The organism is Castellaniella sp. (genome assembly GCF_041677825.1).
Lineage (GTDB): Bacteria > Pseudomonadota > Gammaproteobacteria > Burkholderiales > Burkholderiaceae_B > Castellaniella.
The window spans coordinates 22178-37222 of sequence record NZ_JBAYPG010000024.1 but is presented as its reverse complement, the minus strand read 5'-3'; the positions used below and the strand labels follow the sequence as shown (position 1 = coordinate 37222).

13 protein-coding genes are annotated in these 15045 nt (G+C 65.3%); 6 read left to right on the top strand and 7 right to left on the bottom strand.

Annotation, left to right across the window (positions count from 1 at the left end):
* The first annotated feature begins 1 nt into the window (after position 1).
* The 5 genes from WCY17_RS10700 to cas5e all read left to right on the top strand — a co-directional run bounded on the left by WCY17_RS10700 (position 2) and on the right by cas5e (position 5337).
* On the top strand, positions 2-700 hold the full coding sequence (locus tag WCY17_RS10700) for a TetR family transcriptional regulator (protein WP_372702176.1): 699 nt from the start codon (positions 2-4) through the stop codon (positions 698-700).
* A gap of 193 nt (positions 701-893) precedes the next feature.
* A complete protein-coding gene (gene casA / locus WCY17_RS10695) occupies positions 894-2933 on the top strand; it encodes a type I-E CRISPR-associated protein Cse1/CasA (protein WP_372702175.1) in 2040 nt (679 codons plus the stop codon).
* Positions 2930-3580 (top strand): type I-E CRISPR-associated protein Cas6/Cse3/CasE, encoded by a 651-nt coding sequence (gene cas6e, locus WCY17_RS10690; RefSeq protein WP_372702174.1) that lies wholly within the window; start codon positions 2930-2932, stop codon positions 3578-3580. The genes casA and cas6e overlap by 4 nt, the downstream gene beginning before the upstream one ends.
* Positions 3577-4596: a type I-E CRISPR-associated protein Cas7/Cse4/CasC gene (gene cas7e, locus WCY17_RS10685; protein ID WP_372702173.1), complete on the top strand. Its 1020-nt coding sequence runs from the start codon at positions 3577-3579 to the stop codon at positions 4594-4596. The genes cas6e and cas7e overlap by 4 nt, the downstream gene beginning before the upstream one ends.
* 9 nt (positions 4597-4605) lie before the next feature.
* A complete protein-coding gene (gene cas5e / locus WCY17_RS10680) occupies positions 4606-5337 on the top strand; it encodes a type I-E CRISPR-associated protein Cas5/CasD (protein WP_372702172.1) in 732 nt (243 codons plus the stop codon).
* 89 nt (positions 5338-5426) lie between these two features.
* On the opposite strand, the gene WCY17_RS10675 is transcribed toward cas5e, so the two are convergent.
* The 6 genes from WCY17_RS10675 to mfd form a co-directional block, all read right to left on the bottom strand.
* Positions 5427-6320 (bottom strand): TOBE domain-containing protein, encoded by an 894-nt coding sequence (locus WCY17_RS10675; protein ID WP_372702171.1) that lies wholly within the window; start codon positions 6318-6320, stop codon positions 5427-5429.
* Entirely contained in the window at positions 6304-7035 is a 732-nt protein-coding gene (locus WCY17_RS10670; protein WP_372702170.1) for a sulfate/molybdate ABC transporter ATP-binding protein, read from the bottom strand. Before WCY17_RS10670 ends, WCY17_RS10675 begins: the two co-directional genes overlap by 17 nt.
* The gene (gene modB, locus WCY17_RS10665; protein WP_372702169.1) at positions 7032-7712 is read right to left on the bottom strand and encodes a molybdate ABC transporter permease subunit; all 681 of its coding nucleotides are present in this window, start codon (positions 7710-7712) and stop codon (positions 7032-7034) included. Before modB ends, WCY17_RS10670 begins: the two co-directional genes overlap by 4 nt.
* Before the next feature lie 6 nt (positions 7713-7718).
* Positions 7719-8426 (bottom strand): molybdate ABC transporter substrate-binding protein, encoded by a 708-nt coding sequence (gene modA / locus WCY17_RS10660; protein ID WP_372702168.1) that lies wholly within the window; start codon positions 8424-8426, stop codon positions 7719-7721.
* Between the two features lie 212 nt (positions 8427-8638).
* Positions 8639-9517, bottom strand: coding sequence for a DMT family transporter (locus WCY17_RS10655; RefSeq protein WP_372702167.1), 879 nt, complete (start codon positions 9515-9517; stop codon positions 8639-8641).
* A 16-nt stretch (positions 9518-9533) separates the two neighbouring features.
* The gene (mfd, locus tag WCY17_RS10650; RefSeq protein ID WP_372702166.1) at positions 9534-13001 is read right to left on the bottom strand and encodes a transcription-repair coupling factor; all 3468 of its coding nucleotides are present in this window, start codon (positions 12999-13001) and stop codon (positions 9534-9536) included.
* Positions 13002-13306: 305 nt separating this feature from the next.
* Between mfd and WCY17_RS10645 the strand changes: the two genes are divergently transcribed.
* On the top strand, positions 13307-14338 hold the full coding sequence (locus WCY17_RS10645; RefSeq protein ID WP_372702165.1) for a sugar kinase: 1032 nt from the start codon (positions 13307-13309) through the stop codon (positions 14336-14338).
* Here WCY17_RS10645 and eda read toward each other — a convergent pair.
* Positions 14298-14921: a bifunctional 4-hydroxy-2-oxoglutarate aldolase/2-dehydro-3-deoxy-phosphogluconate aldolase gene (gene eda / locus WCY17_RS10640; protein WP_372702164.1), complete on the bottom strand. Its 624-nt coding sequence runs from the start codon at positions 14919-14921 to the stop codon at positions 14298-14300. The genes WCY17_RS10645 and eda overlap by 41 nt on opposite strands.
* Positions 14922-15045: the final 124 nt, after the last annotated feature.

Here is a 15045-nt window from a genome sequence, read left to right as displayed (position 1 = left end):
TATGCCAACCAGGAAGAAATCCATTGTCAGGACGCCGGGAAGAAAATTGAGGAAAAAACCTATTGAACAGCAGGATGTCGTTGCCGAGTTCATCGCCCGGCATAATCGCCGGCCCAAGAAATCCGAACTGACCCGGGCGCGTCTGCTCGATGCGGCAGCCCATACATTCAAGGAAAAGGGATACGCCCTGACGCGATTGACGGATATCGCCAAGCGTGCGCATGCGCAGACCAGCAGCATCTATTATTATTTCGAGTCGCGTGAGGCCATTGTCGTTGAGGTGCTCCGAATTGCGAATGATCGTACCTTGCAGCGGGTAAACGATTTCCTTGCCGAGCTCCCCCTGGATGCGACCGTCGAGGACAGGCTGACTGCGGCAATCCGTGGGCACTACGATATTGTGCTTTCGCAGGATCCATATACGATGGCGCACATGCGGATTTTCGATCAGGTGCCACCGAACATCAAGAAGCAGTTCCTGGGTGTGCTGGATGAAACAACAGCGATATGGCGCCAACTGCTTCTCGAGGGTCAGGCCAGCGGTGCCATTCGGGCAGACATCGATCTTTCTGTCACCCGGCAGCTTTTATTGGGCATGATGAACTGGTCGATTGAATGGTTCCGGCCAGGCCGTCTCAGTGTAGAGGACATCGCGCAGCAGACCGCAACAATTCTTTTCGACGGCATCTGTACCAGGTAGGCACGCTTTGACCCGAGCAGTCGAAAGCGTAACCGTATGGCGCCGTCGGATGCATCCCGCACTGTGCCGCTCGCATCCCCGCCACCGCACAATTGCTGCACTGCCCGTACTCAAGACTCGCTCAGGCTGGTAATCTGCAACCATTCGACCGGCCTGGTCCGGCTGAGCATTGCGAGTACAGGTAGGTGGGCCGATGATCGACAGTTCGATGAATCGATTCAATCTGGTGGATGAGCCATGGGTGCCCATGGCCGATGTGGGGCGGGTGAGTCTGCGGCAGGTATTCAGCACACCCGGGTACCGCATTCTTGCGGGTAACCCGGTCCAGATGACCGCTGTCCGCCGCTTGCTGCTGGCGATCGTGCAGATGGCCTGTACCCCTGTGGACGAGCCGCAATGGCTCGCCATGGGTCCGGATGAGGTCGCCCGGCAGTCCCTGCTCTACCTGGAACGTTGGCACGATCGCTTCTGGCTGTATGGCGAGCGGCCTTTCCTGCAGATGCGGGCGATTTCCCGGGCCAGGGTGCAGGGTTTTGATGCATTGCTGCCCGAAGTCTCGGCTGGCAACACCACGGTGCTCACGCAAAGCCAGCAGGCGCCGGTCTTGGATGATGCCGACAAGGCGCTTCTGATCGTAGTGCTGATGGGGTTTCCGCTGGGCGGCAAGAAGGCCGACAACAGCGTGGTGCTGACACCGGGCTACACCGGCAAAAGCAACCCGCAGGGCAAGCCGGCGACTGCGCGGCCAGGTCCGGCCATGGCCCACAGGGGGTTGTTGCATAATTACCTGCTCGCGCAAGATCTTTGGCACACCTTGTGGCTCAATTTGCTGACGGCTGAGCAGATCGGGAGCCAGGGCCTGTTTCCCAATGGCTGTGGCGTCGCGCCCTGGGAACGGATGCCCGAAGGTGAGGCCTGTCCCGTGGCTGAACGGCTCAAGGGGTCGCTCATGGGGCATTTGGTCCCCATGGCGCGGTTCTGCTATCTGGCCAGGGATGGCGTACATTATTCCGAGGGGCTGGCGTACCCGGGCTACAAAGAGGGCTTTGCGGACCCGAGCGTGGCCATCGACTACTCAGGCAAGGAGCCCAAGGCGCTGTGGGCGAACCCCGACAAGCGGCCCTGGCGCGAGTTGTCCTCATTGCTTGCGTTCGTGCCGCAGCACAAGCGCCAGAGTTTCCAGTGCTGGCGCATTCAGATCGGTTTGAACCGGGCCCATGACATGCAGGGCCGCGTGCTGTTCTGGTCCGGTGGCTTGCGGGTGTCCACCCGGGCTGGCGAGCAGTATGTAGGCGGACGGGATGATTTCGTCGAATCCCAGGTCTGGCTGCATACGGACAGGCTGGATGAACTCTGGTTCCGCGAGCTTGAATCGGACATGCAGGCCCTGAATGATCTGGCCAAGTCTCTTTATGCCTGTGTCATGGCATATTTCCGCGACTTGTCCAGCGATGGCAGTACCTGGGCGGCGCGGGCCACCCAGGCTTTCTGGCAGCAGTGCGAGGCTGATTTCCAAACCTTGGTGGATCACTGCGGGCAGTCCGGCTCCGATCGGCATGCGCACCTTTTCCGGGGGTTTTCCGATTATGCCTGCGCGGCCTACGATCAATACTGCCCCAGGGAAACCGCCCGGCAGCTCGATGTCTGGGCCAAGTGCGAACCCATCTGGGCATCCGGTGCGGTGCAAGCGCGCGGGGCCACGGATGCCATGGCGGGTGCACAGACCGCGTCGACGGAAGCATCCATTGTCCATGGCTTGCTGGCCAGCATGCGCCAGGACGCGCGCCTGGTTGCGCGCTTGCGTCGGTCTGACAGCCTGGCCATGGATCATGCGCATTGGAAAATCCTGGCGGGTCTGGGGGTGGATCTCGAAGAGCCCACCCAGCGCATACCCTTTGCCATCGTCGCGACGGCGCTGGCGAGGGCCCATGCGAAATGCAGCGGGCACCTCGGCCTGGGGCAGGCGATCGCCGCGTGTCACGTGCATGGCGCCCAGAGCAGGATGGGCAGGACTCGCCTGCGTCATTTGCTGGCCTGTACCGACCTGTCCGAACTGCCCGATGCCCTGTTTCCGCTCCTGACGCTGATCAACACACGGGTGAGCGTGCCCCTCGATCATGTCCGCCTGCTACGGCAGTTGCGGCAATTTGCCACTGAGCCACAGGCCGTCAGGGAACAATGGGCGCGCGAATTCCATGCCGGCCGCCGGGCCGGTCTCCCGGAGCCCGCATGAACCTGGTTGCCAGCATCCTGTCACTTGATCGAGTTGCGGTGCAGGCATTGCGCCTGACCGATCCCTATTCGGTTCATCGAATCGTCTATAGTCTGTATCCTGATGTGCGCAGTGTTGCGCAGAAGGCGGCTGGCGAACCGAGCGGGATTCTGTACGCTGATCGGGGTGCGAATCGCTGGGGCCATACGGTTCTGCTGCTGGCCAACCGCATGCCGGCCGGGCATGCCGTCGATGATCAGGGGCAGGCGTGCGGTGCAGTCGTCAGCCGTTCGATTCCGTCGGGTTTTCTGGATCACGACGAGTACCGGTTTCGCGTCGTGGTCAATCCAACGCGCCGTGATGCAATCACACGCAGGCGAATGGCGCTGCTCGATCAACACGCCGTGGCCCAATGGTTCGAGGCCCGCGCATTGTCGAACTGGGGGTTTGCAATCCCCGCTGGGCATCTGCGTGTGGGCCGGCTCAAGACGCTGCAGTTCACCGACAAGGCGCGGCACCCCGTCACCCTGGTACAGGCGCCGGTGCAAGGTCGCCTGGTCGTGATCGACCGGACGCGGTTTCGCCGCAGTTTTTGCCGTGGCATCGGCCGCGGGCGGGCGTTTGGCTGCGGCTTGCTGCAGATTGTGCCTTCTGGAGAACCTTCGTGAATGCGCCGATCCGCATTGAATTTCACATATTGCAGTCCTTCCCCGTGACGTGTCTGAACCGGGATGATCTGGGTGCCCCGAAAACGGCACTGATCGGTGGCGCCTTGCGTGCACGGGTTAGTTCCCAGTGCTGGAAACGGCAGGTGCGTCTGGCCCTGCCCACGTTTGGCGTCAAACTGGCCACGCGCACCCGGCAGGCACAGCTGCTGTTTGCCCGAGCCTGCCGGCGGGTGGGGGCCAGTGATGCCCTTGCACAGGAATGCGGGCAGTGTCTGGCCGACCTGATCGTCAGTGACGCGCTGCTTTTCATCAGTGATACCGAGGCGGCCGCATTTGCCGAGTATGCCCGGGCGCTGGATTTCGAGAAGGCGCGTTTCAAGGAGAGGGATCTTGCCCGAATTGCGAAGAAGGTCATCAACCCGGCGGTGGATGCCCTGGATATCGCGCTGTTTGGTCGCATGGTGGCCAGGGCACCCGACATGAACATTGAAGCCGCGGCGTCATTCTCCCATGCCATTTCCACGCACCGGGTCGCCAATGAACTCGAATTCTTCACCGCGCTGGATGACCTTCAACCGGGTCCGGGGTCGGCCCACATGGGCAGCATGGAATTCAACTCCGCCACATACTATCGCTACATCAGCCTCGATGTGGGGCAGCTGGCCCAGACGCTGGCGTCCGAAGACCTCCAGCAGGCGGTCGACGCGTTTGTCCGCGCGCTCTTCGTCGCCGTGCCGGGCGCGCGCCAGGCCAGCCAGTCGGGGGCGTCCCCCTGGGAGTTCGCCCGAGTGCTGGTGCGCAGGGGGCAGCGCCTGCAAGCGTCGTTCGAGGCGCCGGTCACGGATCAGGGCCATGGCTACCTGCAACCCAGCATCGAGGCGCTCAAAGCATACCTCGACAAAAAAGAGAAGCTTTCCGGTTCGCTGTTCGGCAAGCTTGCCGCTTATGATTGGGGGGAGGATGAGCGCTTCAGTATCGATGACCTGATCGGTCGGCTGCGCACCCACGTGTCCTGAGAGTCGATCATGCGGGATCCCTATCTTTTGCTGTGGCTCGAGGCGCCTTTGCAGGCCTGGGGCCATGATTCCAAATTCGGCCGCCGCGAAAGCCTGTGCTTTCCGACGCGCTCGGGGGTATTGGGCCTGATCTGCTGCGCGCGTGGGGCGGGCGGCGCCCAGGCCGAGTGGCTGGCCGCCTGGCTGGGGCTGGACATGCAGGTCATGGCGTATGCGCGTGCGGATGCCCAGGGCGCGCCATTGCCTCATCCACCCGTGCTGCGTGATTTCCAGACGGTGGGCAGCGGCTACGATGATCGTGATCCGTGGCAGACGCTGCTGATCCCCAGAAAAAGCGATGGTGGCAAGGCGGTCGGCGGTGGTACCCGGCTGACCTGGCGTGACTATCTGCAGGATATGGCGTATGCCGTCATACTGCAGGCACCGGGCCCGTTGGTGGACGAGGTCGTGGCTGCATTGCAGGCGCCCGTCTGGGATGTCTATCTGGGACGCAAGCACTGTGTCCCGGTCGAATTCATCTACCAGGGGCGCTACGACAGCCCGGCCGCAGCGTTCGATGCGGGGCAGCGCATGGCGCTTGCCAGGCAGCGCGGCCTGGCCCTGCGTGTCCTGCAGGGTGAGCACGAGGGCAAGGTGATGATACTGAACGATGTACCATTGCAATTTGGTCTGCAAAAAAAATATCGGGATCGCCGCGTCACCGTGCAGCAGGTGGCGTATGCTGGCGCCATGCCCCTGTGAAGACAGGCGCCTGCAGAATGCCTTCAGTGCCTGCAAAGGGCGGGTTTTCCCCACCATGTCGTGGGGGTGTTTCGCGTCGTTACTATGCGTCAGAAGACGACGTTTTCCCCACGCTTGTGGGGGTGTAGGTCGGGGGTGGCCAGCAACACATCGCGCGCCGGGAAGCTGGCCACGGCCGGCTGCCCGGCCTGCAGCGCGGGCGTGTCCGGCGAGGCTTTGCCCAGGCCAGTTATATGCACGCCGCCGCCTGCATCCAGGCGAGCTTCGACCACGCCGCTGCGGCCTTCGTGGTACTCGGCCTGGCCCGGCCACTGGTTCCAGGGTGGCTCCTGTACCCGATCGGGCGAATCAGGCTCCGGCAGGTGTCCGGCGCCTTTCTGTACGCGCCCTGTCGCTGGCGCTGCCCGTATACGGACGGCCTGTGCCTTGATGATGGCCAGTGCCCGGACACCGGGCTGCAGACCCAGGCGTTCGGTACTGGCCCGGGTGATCACGGCCAGCAGCAGCGGGCCATCACCCAGGGCCAGGTGGATCAGGTGGTTCACGGGGTCGAGTGCGTCCACGCGCACCACGGTGCCGGCGAAGCGGTTGCGCGCCGATGTCATCAGCGGCAGGTTCTGCAGAAGATCCAGATGATCGTGCGCCAACTGGCCATTTTGCGCCAGACGCTGCATGATGTGCTGCTGCGCCTCTTGCAGGGCCTGGAACCAGGCCAGCAGATCACGCGCCTCTTTCGTCAGCCGGGCGCCCCCGCCGCCGGCACCCCCGGTCGTGCGCTGCACCAGCACCTGGCCCGAAGCGCGGTTCATCAGGGCAATGGCATCCCAGGCGGCCTTGTAGCTCATGCCGACCTGCTGGGCCGCCGCCCGGATGGAGCCTTCGCTTTGAATGGCGGCAAGCAGGGCCATGCGCCGCTCGCTGCCCCACTGCTGCCCGCCGCTGCGCAGGCCGAGGCTGAAGGTCAGTTCAAGGGGTGGGGGCATCGGATTGGCGGCCGTGAGTAGCGGGTGGGTCGGGTGGCCGGGTCGATGCCGGTGGCAGGATACGCCCGTGGTCCATGTGAAAGACTACATCAGCCAGTGCGGCGGCATCGTCCGGATCGTGGGTGATCAGGATCGTGGGGATATCGATGGCCTGTTGCAGGGCCCGAAGCTCGTTGCGCAAGTGTCCGCGCAGGGTGGCATCCAGGGCTGAGAGGGGCTCGTCCAGAAGCAGCAGGCGGGGCCGGGTGGCCAGCGCGCGCGCCAGGGCAATGCGCTGGCGCTGGCCGCCCGAGAGTTGGTCGGGGTAACGCTCCAGCAGCGACTCGAGATGGAAAGCGGCTATCCAGCGCCGTGCGGTCTCTGGCAAGGCCGCACGCGGCGCGGGGTTCAACCAGCCGTGGCGCAGACCGAAAAGAATGTTCTGGCGTGCGGTCAGGTGGGGAAACAGGGCGTAATCCTGAAACAGGAAACCCAGGCGCCGCTGCTGTGGTGTCAGATGGATGCCAGCCTGGCTGTCGTACAAGGTGCGTCCGCCCAGCCGGATATGGCCCCGGTCGGGTTGCAGCAGCCCGGCGATGGCCTGCAGCGTCAGGCTCTTGCCCGCGCCCGAAGGCCCGAACAGCGCCATCCGGTGGCTCTCGGTGGACCAGCAGGGCTGCAGCAGAAAGCCGTCGGGGCCGCCGATTCTGCACGAAAAATCGACCTGCAGGCTCATGGCATGCTCCGGCGCATGCTCCGTTGCCGGTGCCGGCCCGGCATCAGCCAGGCCGTCAGGCACAGGATGACGACGCAGGTGATCGATGTGATCACGACCAGCAGATTGGCCAGAGAATCGTCGCCGGCCTGAACTGCTTCGTAGATTGCAATCGATAGCGTCTGGGTGCGCCCGGGGATATTGCCGGCGACCATCAGGGTGGCACCGAATTCGCCCAGGGCACGGGCGAAGGCCAGCAGCACTCCGGCCAGGATGCCACGCAAGGCCAGTGGCAAGCTCACGCGGAAGAATACGGCGGCCGGTGACACCCCCAGCACCGCGGCGACCTGCTCCAGCGCGTGATCCACGTCCAGAAAGGCGGCCCGCGCGGCTTTCAGCACGAGTGGAAACGCCACCACCGAGGCGGCGATGACGGCCCCGTGCCAGGTGAAGACCAGTTCGATGCCCTGCGCCTGCAACCAGGCCCCAAGAGGGCTGCGCCGACCCAGCAGCACCAGCAGGTAATAGCCGATCACAGTGGGCGGCAGCACCATGGGCAGGGTCAGGATGGCATCGACCAGATCGCTCCAGCGGGATGGCCAGCGCGACAGACCCCAGGCGACTGCGATCCCCGCCACGCCGGCGATCAGCGTGGCCCAGCCCGCGACCTTGAGCGACAGGAGCAGGGGCACCCACATGCTGGCTCAGGGCTGCGCAAAGTGGTAACGGGCCAGGGTGGCCTGCCCCGGTGCAGACAGGATGTAGTCGAGAAAATCGGCTGCCTTCGCGGAGCGGTTTGCCCGGGCGACCAGGGCCACTGGATAGATCACGGGCACGGGCGAGTCCAGCGTCTGCACGACCTTGACCTTGTCGGCCGCAATGGCGGCGTCGGTGGCAAACACAAAGCCGGCGTCCACCTCGCCGCGTTCGACGTAACTGAGCACCTGGCGTACGTTCTGCCCGAGGATCTGGCGGCTTTCGAGCACCTCGGCCAGCCCCGCGTGCTGCAGGGCGGCCTGCGTATAGCGGCCCACCGGCACCGAGCCCGGATTGCCCAGGGCGATGCGCCGGATGTCGGGCCTGCGCAGATCCGCGAGCGTTTGAATGCCAAGGGGATCATCGGCGGGCACGATCAGGACCAGCTGATTGCGGGCGAAATCGCGGCGGGTGGCCGCATCGATCACACCCGCCTTCTGGGCCTGATCCATGGCGGCCTGATCGGCCGAGGCAAACAGATCGGCTGGCGCCCCTTCGAGGATCTGGCGCAGCACGACATCCGATGCGGCAAAGCTGGTCAGGACTCGTGTATCCGGATGGGCGTGCTCATAGCGGCTGGCCAGGTCCTTGAAGGCGTTGCTCAGGCTGGCGGCCGCGGCCACCAGGATGGTGTCGGCCCGAACCGGGCTGAGCATGCAGAACAAAAGGACCCACCCCAGACTGCAGCGCTGCAGCCATTTCACATGATTCATTGTTCGGCCTCGCTTGTCCCATGGCGTTATATACCAAAGTATATACCGAACGACCGCATCGGTGGCCGCGCAGTGTGCCTGGCATGGCAAGGTGGGCAGGGACTCGAGGCCAGTGCCGGGGTCGACGCCGGGGCGTGGGCCTGTCGCGCACCAGATCAGGGGCGTGGCTGCAGGCGCTGGCGTATCAGGACGGGTTGCAGGGCGACCGAGCCCACCACCACCAGTACGCCCAGGTAGAACAGCGGCCCGACTTCCTGCTGCTCGCCCAGCAGGGGAATGGCCAGGACGATGGCATACAGGGGTTCGAGGTTGGTGGCCATCTGAGTGGTGAAGGCACTGACCTTGCGCAGGATGTTCATGAGCATGATGAACGGCACCAGCGTGCAGGCGACGATCAGCAGCCCCAGCAGCCAGGCATCATGGCAGCCCGGGATCTGCAGGGCGGCGCCCTGATGTGGCATCCAGGGGGCCAGAAGGGTCAGGAACAGGGCCCCGGCCCCCATTTCGATGCAGGTGGCCACCCGCGGTTCGGTACGCCCGGCGACCCGCTTGTTGCAGGCGCTGAAAATCGCCAGGAACAGCGCCGAGCCCAGGCCTACCGCCAGGCCGAGGTACATGTCCTGGGGAATGCCGCCCATGACCATGGCCATGCCGGGCACCAGGACCAGACCCAGCAGCAATTCACGCGGGTTGAACGGGTTGCCGGTGGTGACGGGTTCGATGAAGGCCAGGAAGATCGGCGCAGCCGCCAGGCTGATGGCCCCCACCGACGCATTGGACAGGCGGATGGCGCCGTAGAAGAACATCCAGCTGACCGACAGCAGGACACCAATGCCCGCATAGGTGCCTATCAGGCGCCAGGGCAGCTGGCGCAGCACCCGGCGGGTGCCGGGCAATGCAATCAGGATGAGGGCCACCACGAGCATGCGCCACCAGACCAGCGACAGGGTTTCCAGCGTGATCATGCGCCCGAGGATGGGGGTGAAGCCCCAGAGCAGGACACACAGATGCAATTGCAGATAGGTCTTGCGCATCGCGGCGGCCCCGGGCTCAGGCGGCCAGTTGCTGCAGCAGGTTGCGTATCCTGCGCGTGCGGCCGGCGACATCCTCGCTGCCGCCATAGTTCAGCTTCAGGCGATCGGGCCCATGCAGGCGCACCTGGCGGTCACGCTGGACCATCTCGATGATGCGCAGGGGTTCGACGGCTGGTTCAGGGCCAAACTGTATGGCGGCCTGGGCATCGCCGGCATCGATCTTGATGATCCCCAGCGGCTCGGCCTGCACCCGCAACCGGTGCAGGTCGATCAGGGTGCGCGCGGCATCCGGCAGGCTGCCGTAGCGGTCGATCAGTTCTTCGTGCAGGCGCGTGAGCTCGTCTTCGTGGCGGCTGCCGGCCAGCCGCTTGTAGAAGCTGAGCCGGGCCTGCACGTCGGCGCAGTAGTCGGCCGGCAGGAGCGCCGGGGCATGCAGATTGATGTCGCAGCTGTCCTGGCCGGTCAGGTCGAGGTCGGGCTCCTTGCCCGCTTTCAGGGCCCGCACGGCGGATGCCAGCATCTCGTTGTAAAGCGAATAGCCGATTTCCTGGATATTGCCCGATTGGGATTCGCCCAGCACTTCGCCGCTGCCGCGGATTTCGAGGTCATGCATCGCAAGAAAGAAGCCCGATCCCAGTTCTTCCATGGCCTGGATGGCTTCTAGGCGCTTCTTCGCATTGCGGGTCATTGCGTCCTCGCCCGGTGTCAGCAAGTACGCGTAGGCCTGGTGGTGCGAGCGCCCGACACGCCCGCGCAGCTGGTGCAGCTGCGCAAGCCCGAGCTTGTCGGCCCGGTGGATGAGAATGGTGTTGGCGGTGGGGACGTCGATCCCGGTTTCTATGATCGTGGTGCACAGCAGCACGTTGAAGCGCTGCTGATAGAACCCTTTCATGACCGTTTCCAGTTCGCGCTCGCCCATCTGGCCGTGGGCCACGGCAATGCGGGCTTCCGGCACCAGTTCTTCGAGGCGGGCGCGCCGGTTCTGGATGGTGTCGACCTCATTGTGCAGGAAATACACTTGCCCGCCCCGCTTGAGTTCGCGCAGGATGGCTTCACGCAGGGTGCTGCCATCTTCACGGCGCACGAAGGTCTTGATGGCCAGGCGCTTTTGCGGTGCAGTGGCAATGACCGAGAAATCGCGCAGGCCCTCGAGCGACATGCCCAGCGTGCGCGGGATGGGCGTGGCGGTCAGGGTGAGCACGTCGACTTCGGCGCGCAAGGCCTTGAGCGCTTCTTTCTGGCGCACCCCGAACCGGTGCTCTTCGTCGACGATGACCAGGCCCAGTTGCTTGAAGCGGACGGCCTTCGAGAGAATCTTGTGCGTGCCGATCACGATGTCCACCGTGCCGTCTGCCAGGCCGGCGATGGCCTGTGCGGTCTCTTTGCTGTTGCGAAAGCGGGAAAGCTCGGCGATGCGCACCGGCCAATCGGCAAAGCGGGTGGCGAAGTTCTGCGCATGCTGCTCGGCCAGCAGCGTGGTGGGGCACAGCAGTGCAACCTGGCGCCCGTTCATCACGGCCAGGAACGCGGCCCGCAGCGCCACCTCGGTCTTGCCGAAACCCACGTCACCACAGACCAGGCGATCCATGGGCCGGCCCGATGTCATGTCTTCGAGCACGGCCTGGATGGCAGCCGCCTGATCGGGCGTTTCCTCGAAGCCGAAGCCTTCGGCAAACGCCTGGTAATCGCGTGCGGGCAGCCTGAACTTCAGCCCCTCGCGCGCCGCGCGCTGCGCATACAGGGCCAGCAACTCGGCAGCCGTGTCGCGCGCCTGGCGGGCGGCCTTGCGCCTGGCCTTTTCCCATTGCCCGGAACCCAGCGCGTGCAGGCTGACGTGCTCGGGCTCTGCACCGCTGTAGCGGGCGATCAGGTGCAACTGCGCTACCGGTACATAAAGCGTTGCGTCGTGTGCGTAGGCCAGATGCAGCAGTTCGATCGGGCCCTCGCCCATGTCCATGGTGACCAGCCCCTGATAGCGCCCGATGCCATGCTGCACATGGACCACCAGATCGCCCACGTGCAGTTCGGCCAGATCGCGCAGCATGGCGTCCGGATCGCTGTGCGCGGCCTGCTGTGCGCGCCCCCGTGCGGGGCGGCCTGCCTGGGCGGGGTACAGGTCATTTTCGGTGAGCAGCGCAAGACCCGCGGCGGGCCACTGGAAACCGCCGGCCAGGGGCGCTACCCACAGACCCAGGGCGGCGTCGTTCTCCAGGCAGGCAGGCCAGTCTTCGAGCAGCGCGTCCTGCGGCAGCCCGTAATCGGCCAGCAGGGTTGCAATGGTTTCACGCCGCCCCGCCGAATCCACGCAGAGGATTGTGCGCTGTCCGTGCGTGCGGGCCTGTGCCAGATGCGCACGCAGGCCCGCCAGGGGATCGTCGGCGCGCCGGTTCACGGCCACGGCCGGGCAGGGCGCGAAGTCCGGGTGGCTGCTGTCGCCCACCAGGGCCAGGCGGGGCCAGGGCTGGAGCAGACGATGGAACTGCTCGCTGTCGAGAAACAGCTGCCCGGGCGGCAGCACCGGGCGTTCGGGGTCCGACTTCAGGAACTGCCAACGCTTGCGGGTCTCTTCATGAAAGCTGCTGATGACGGCATCGGTATCACCCAGCGTCACGGCCAGGCCATCGTCGGGCAGATAGTCGAACAGGGTGGCCGTCTGTTCGAAGAACAGGGGCAAATAATACTCGATGCCTGCGAAGGCGACGCCGCTGCCGATGTCCCGGTAGGGCAAGGCGCGTGAAGGATCCCCTTCGAAGCATTCGCGGAAGCGAGCGCGGAACCGGTTGCGAGCCTCGTCATCCAGTGGGAATTCACGCCCCGGCAGCAGTTCGATTTCGCGTACCGGGTACAGGCTGCGCTGGGTATCGGCATCGAAACTGCGAATGGATTCGATCTCGCGATCGAACAGATCGATGCGGTAGGGCAGGGCCGAGCCCATGGGAAACAGATCGATCAAGCCGCCCCGGATGCAGAATTCCCCGGGTGCGCCCACCTGCGTAACATGCGTGTAATTGGCACGGGTCAGCTGTGCGCGCAGGCGGTCTTCGTCCAGGGCGTCGCCCTGGCGGAAACGGAACGTCCATGCCGCCAGGAATTCGGGTGGCGCAAGCCGGGTCAGTGCCGTGGTCACGGGCACGATGAGGACATCGACCTGGCCCTGGCCCAGCGCATACAGCGTGCGCAGGCGCTCGGAGATCAGATCCTGGTGGGGCGAGAAGCTGTCGTATGGCAGCGTTTCCCAGTCCGGCAGAAAGCGCAGTTGGAGCTGTCCGTCGAACAGCCTGATTTCATCCGCCAACCGGCGCGCCTGCAGGGGATCTGCACTGAAGATCAGAAGCGGCCGCCCCGCCTGCCGGGCCAGTTGGGCGAGCAGCAGCGCATCGCCCGAGCCCGGCGGGCACGGCTGGCGGTAGCGCTGGCCGGGGCGCAAGGCCGCCAGAGTGGGTGCCAGGGACGGCAGATCGTGGGTCAGGGTAGACGGTGGCATGATTGGAGAGGCGTACGGACCCGGGCGTCTGCCGCGGGAAAAGCGTCACTATAGCAAGCGCATGGCACGGGCAGGCTCGCCGCCCACGCCGTGGCATTGTTGTACGATACGCTCAATCGGGTCTTCCCGTGTCCTTCCCGGTGTCGCCATGTCCGAGATTTCTCCAGCGGGGGCTGCGCAACAGCCCCCATCGCCTGTTGCGCGATCGCGTGTGGTCCCGATGCCTCCTGTAGCCTTTGATGCCGGGCCATCGGGGCGGATCCGGCGTGGCGCGGGCTTGCTGCGCATCCGGGGGATTGTTGGCCATGCATGAACCGTTCGATGTGATCACGCTGGGCGAAGCCATGGTGCTGCTGGTGGCCGCCGAACCGGGGCCACTGCATGCCGTGCGGACTTTTCACAAGCGTACCGCCGGTGCAGAGACCAACGTGGCCATCGGCCTGGCCCGTCTGGGGCTCAGGGTGGGCTGGGGCAGCCGGCTGGGTGATGACTCCTTCGGCCACTACCTGCTGGCCAGCATGCGGGCCGAAGGGGTGGATTGTTCGCATGTGCAGTGCGTGTCTGGCGAAAAGACCGGCATGATGCTCAAGGGGCGCGTCCTCGATGGCAGCGATCCGCCGACCGAGTACTATCGCGCAGGCTCGGCGGCCAGCCGCATGGGCCATGAGCATGTCGATCCTGCCTGGCTGCAGGGTGCCCGGCACATGCATGCCACGGGGGTATTCGCAGCCATCTCGCGCAATTGCCTCGAGGCCTCGCGCCATGCGATGCAACGCATGCGTGCGAGCGGGCGCACGGTATCCTTCGATCCCAACCTGCGCCCGGCGCTCTGGCCCTCCATCGAGGCCATGCGCACCACGATCAATGCCCTGGCTGCCGAAGCGCACTGGGTCTTTCCCGGGCTGGCAGAAGGCCGCCTGCTGACCGGCGAAGATACGCCCGAGGCCATTGCCCGGTTTTACCTGGATCAAGGCGCGCGTATCGTGGCGATCAAGCTGGGCGACCGGGGGGCCTGGTTCACGGATGGCACGCAATCCAGCCAGGTGGCGGCCTGGCCCGTCGATCGCGTCGTGGATACCGTGGGCGCCGGTGATGGTTTTGCCGTGGGGGTGATCAGTGGCCTGCTCGAGGGCTTGCCCCTCGAACAGGCTGTGACGCGTGGCGTGTGGATCGGGGCCCGCGCGGTGCAGGTGCTGGGGGATACCGAGGGCTTGCCCACTCGGGCCCAGTTGCAGAAGGCCGGCCTGCAGGCCGGGTTCTCAACTGGCGGCCCGGCCTGCGCCGGCTGGCGCCAGATCAACGGGCCAGGGCCAGCGCCTCGCGGGCCAGGCGGGTGACGACATCCCATTGCCGGCCCGTCACGGCCGCCGCGGGCGTCAGCCATGAGCCCCCGACGCAGCCCACATTGGGCAGGGCCAGATACCGGCTTGCGTTGCCGGCATGGATGCCGCCGGTGGGGCAGAACCTCAGGTGCGGCAGGGGGCCGTGCCAGGCCTTGAGCAGTTCGACCCCGCCGATGGCTTCGGCAGGGAACAGCTTCTGGGCCATGAAGCCCCACTCTGCGGCGCGCATGGCTTCTGCGGCACTGGCCACACCGGGCAGGAACGGGATGCCGCGGCCCTGCACGGCCAGGGCCAGGGCCTCGGTCAGGCCGGGGCTGACGGCAAATTGCGCGCCGGCTGCGTGCGCGGATTGCAACTGCTGTGCATCGAGCACCGTGCCGGCGCCGACCAGCACTTCGGGGACGTGCTGACGGATGGCCTCGATGGCTGCCAGGGCGGCATCCGAGCGCAGGGTGATTTCCAGCGTACGCAGGCCACCGGCCGCCAGGGCGTGGGCCAGATCCACGGCCAGCGTGGCGTCGGCGATGACGATGACCGGCATGACCGGGCTGATATCGAGCAATTCCAGGGCGTTCATGGCATGGCATTCTGTAGGTGCTGGGTCTCCATTCTCGCACGCCTGAAAGCCCGCCAGCCACTGGCGCCACACCAGGCTGGCGGCCGTGCTTGCGGACAGGGCGCGCCCGCCAGGGCACAAGTCG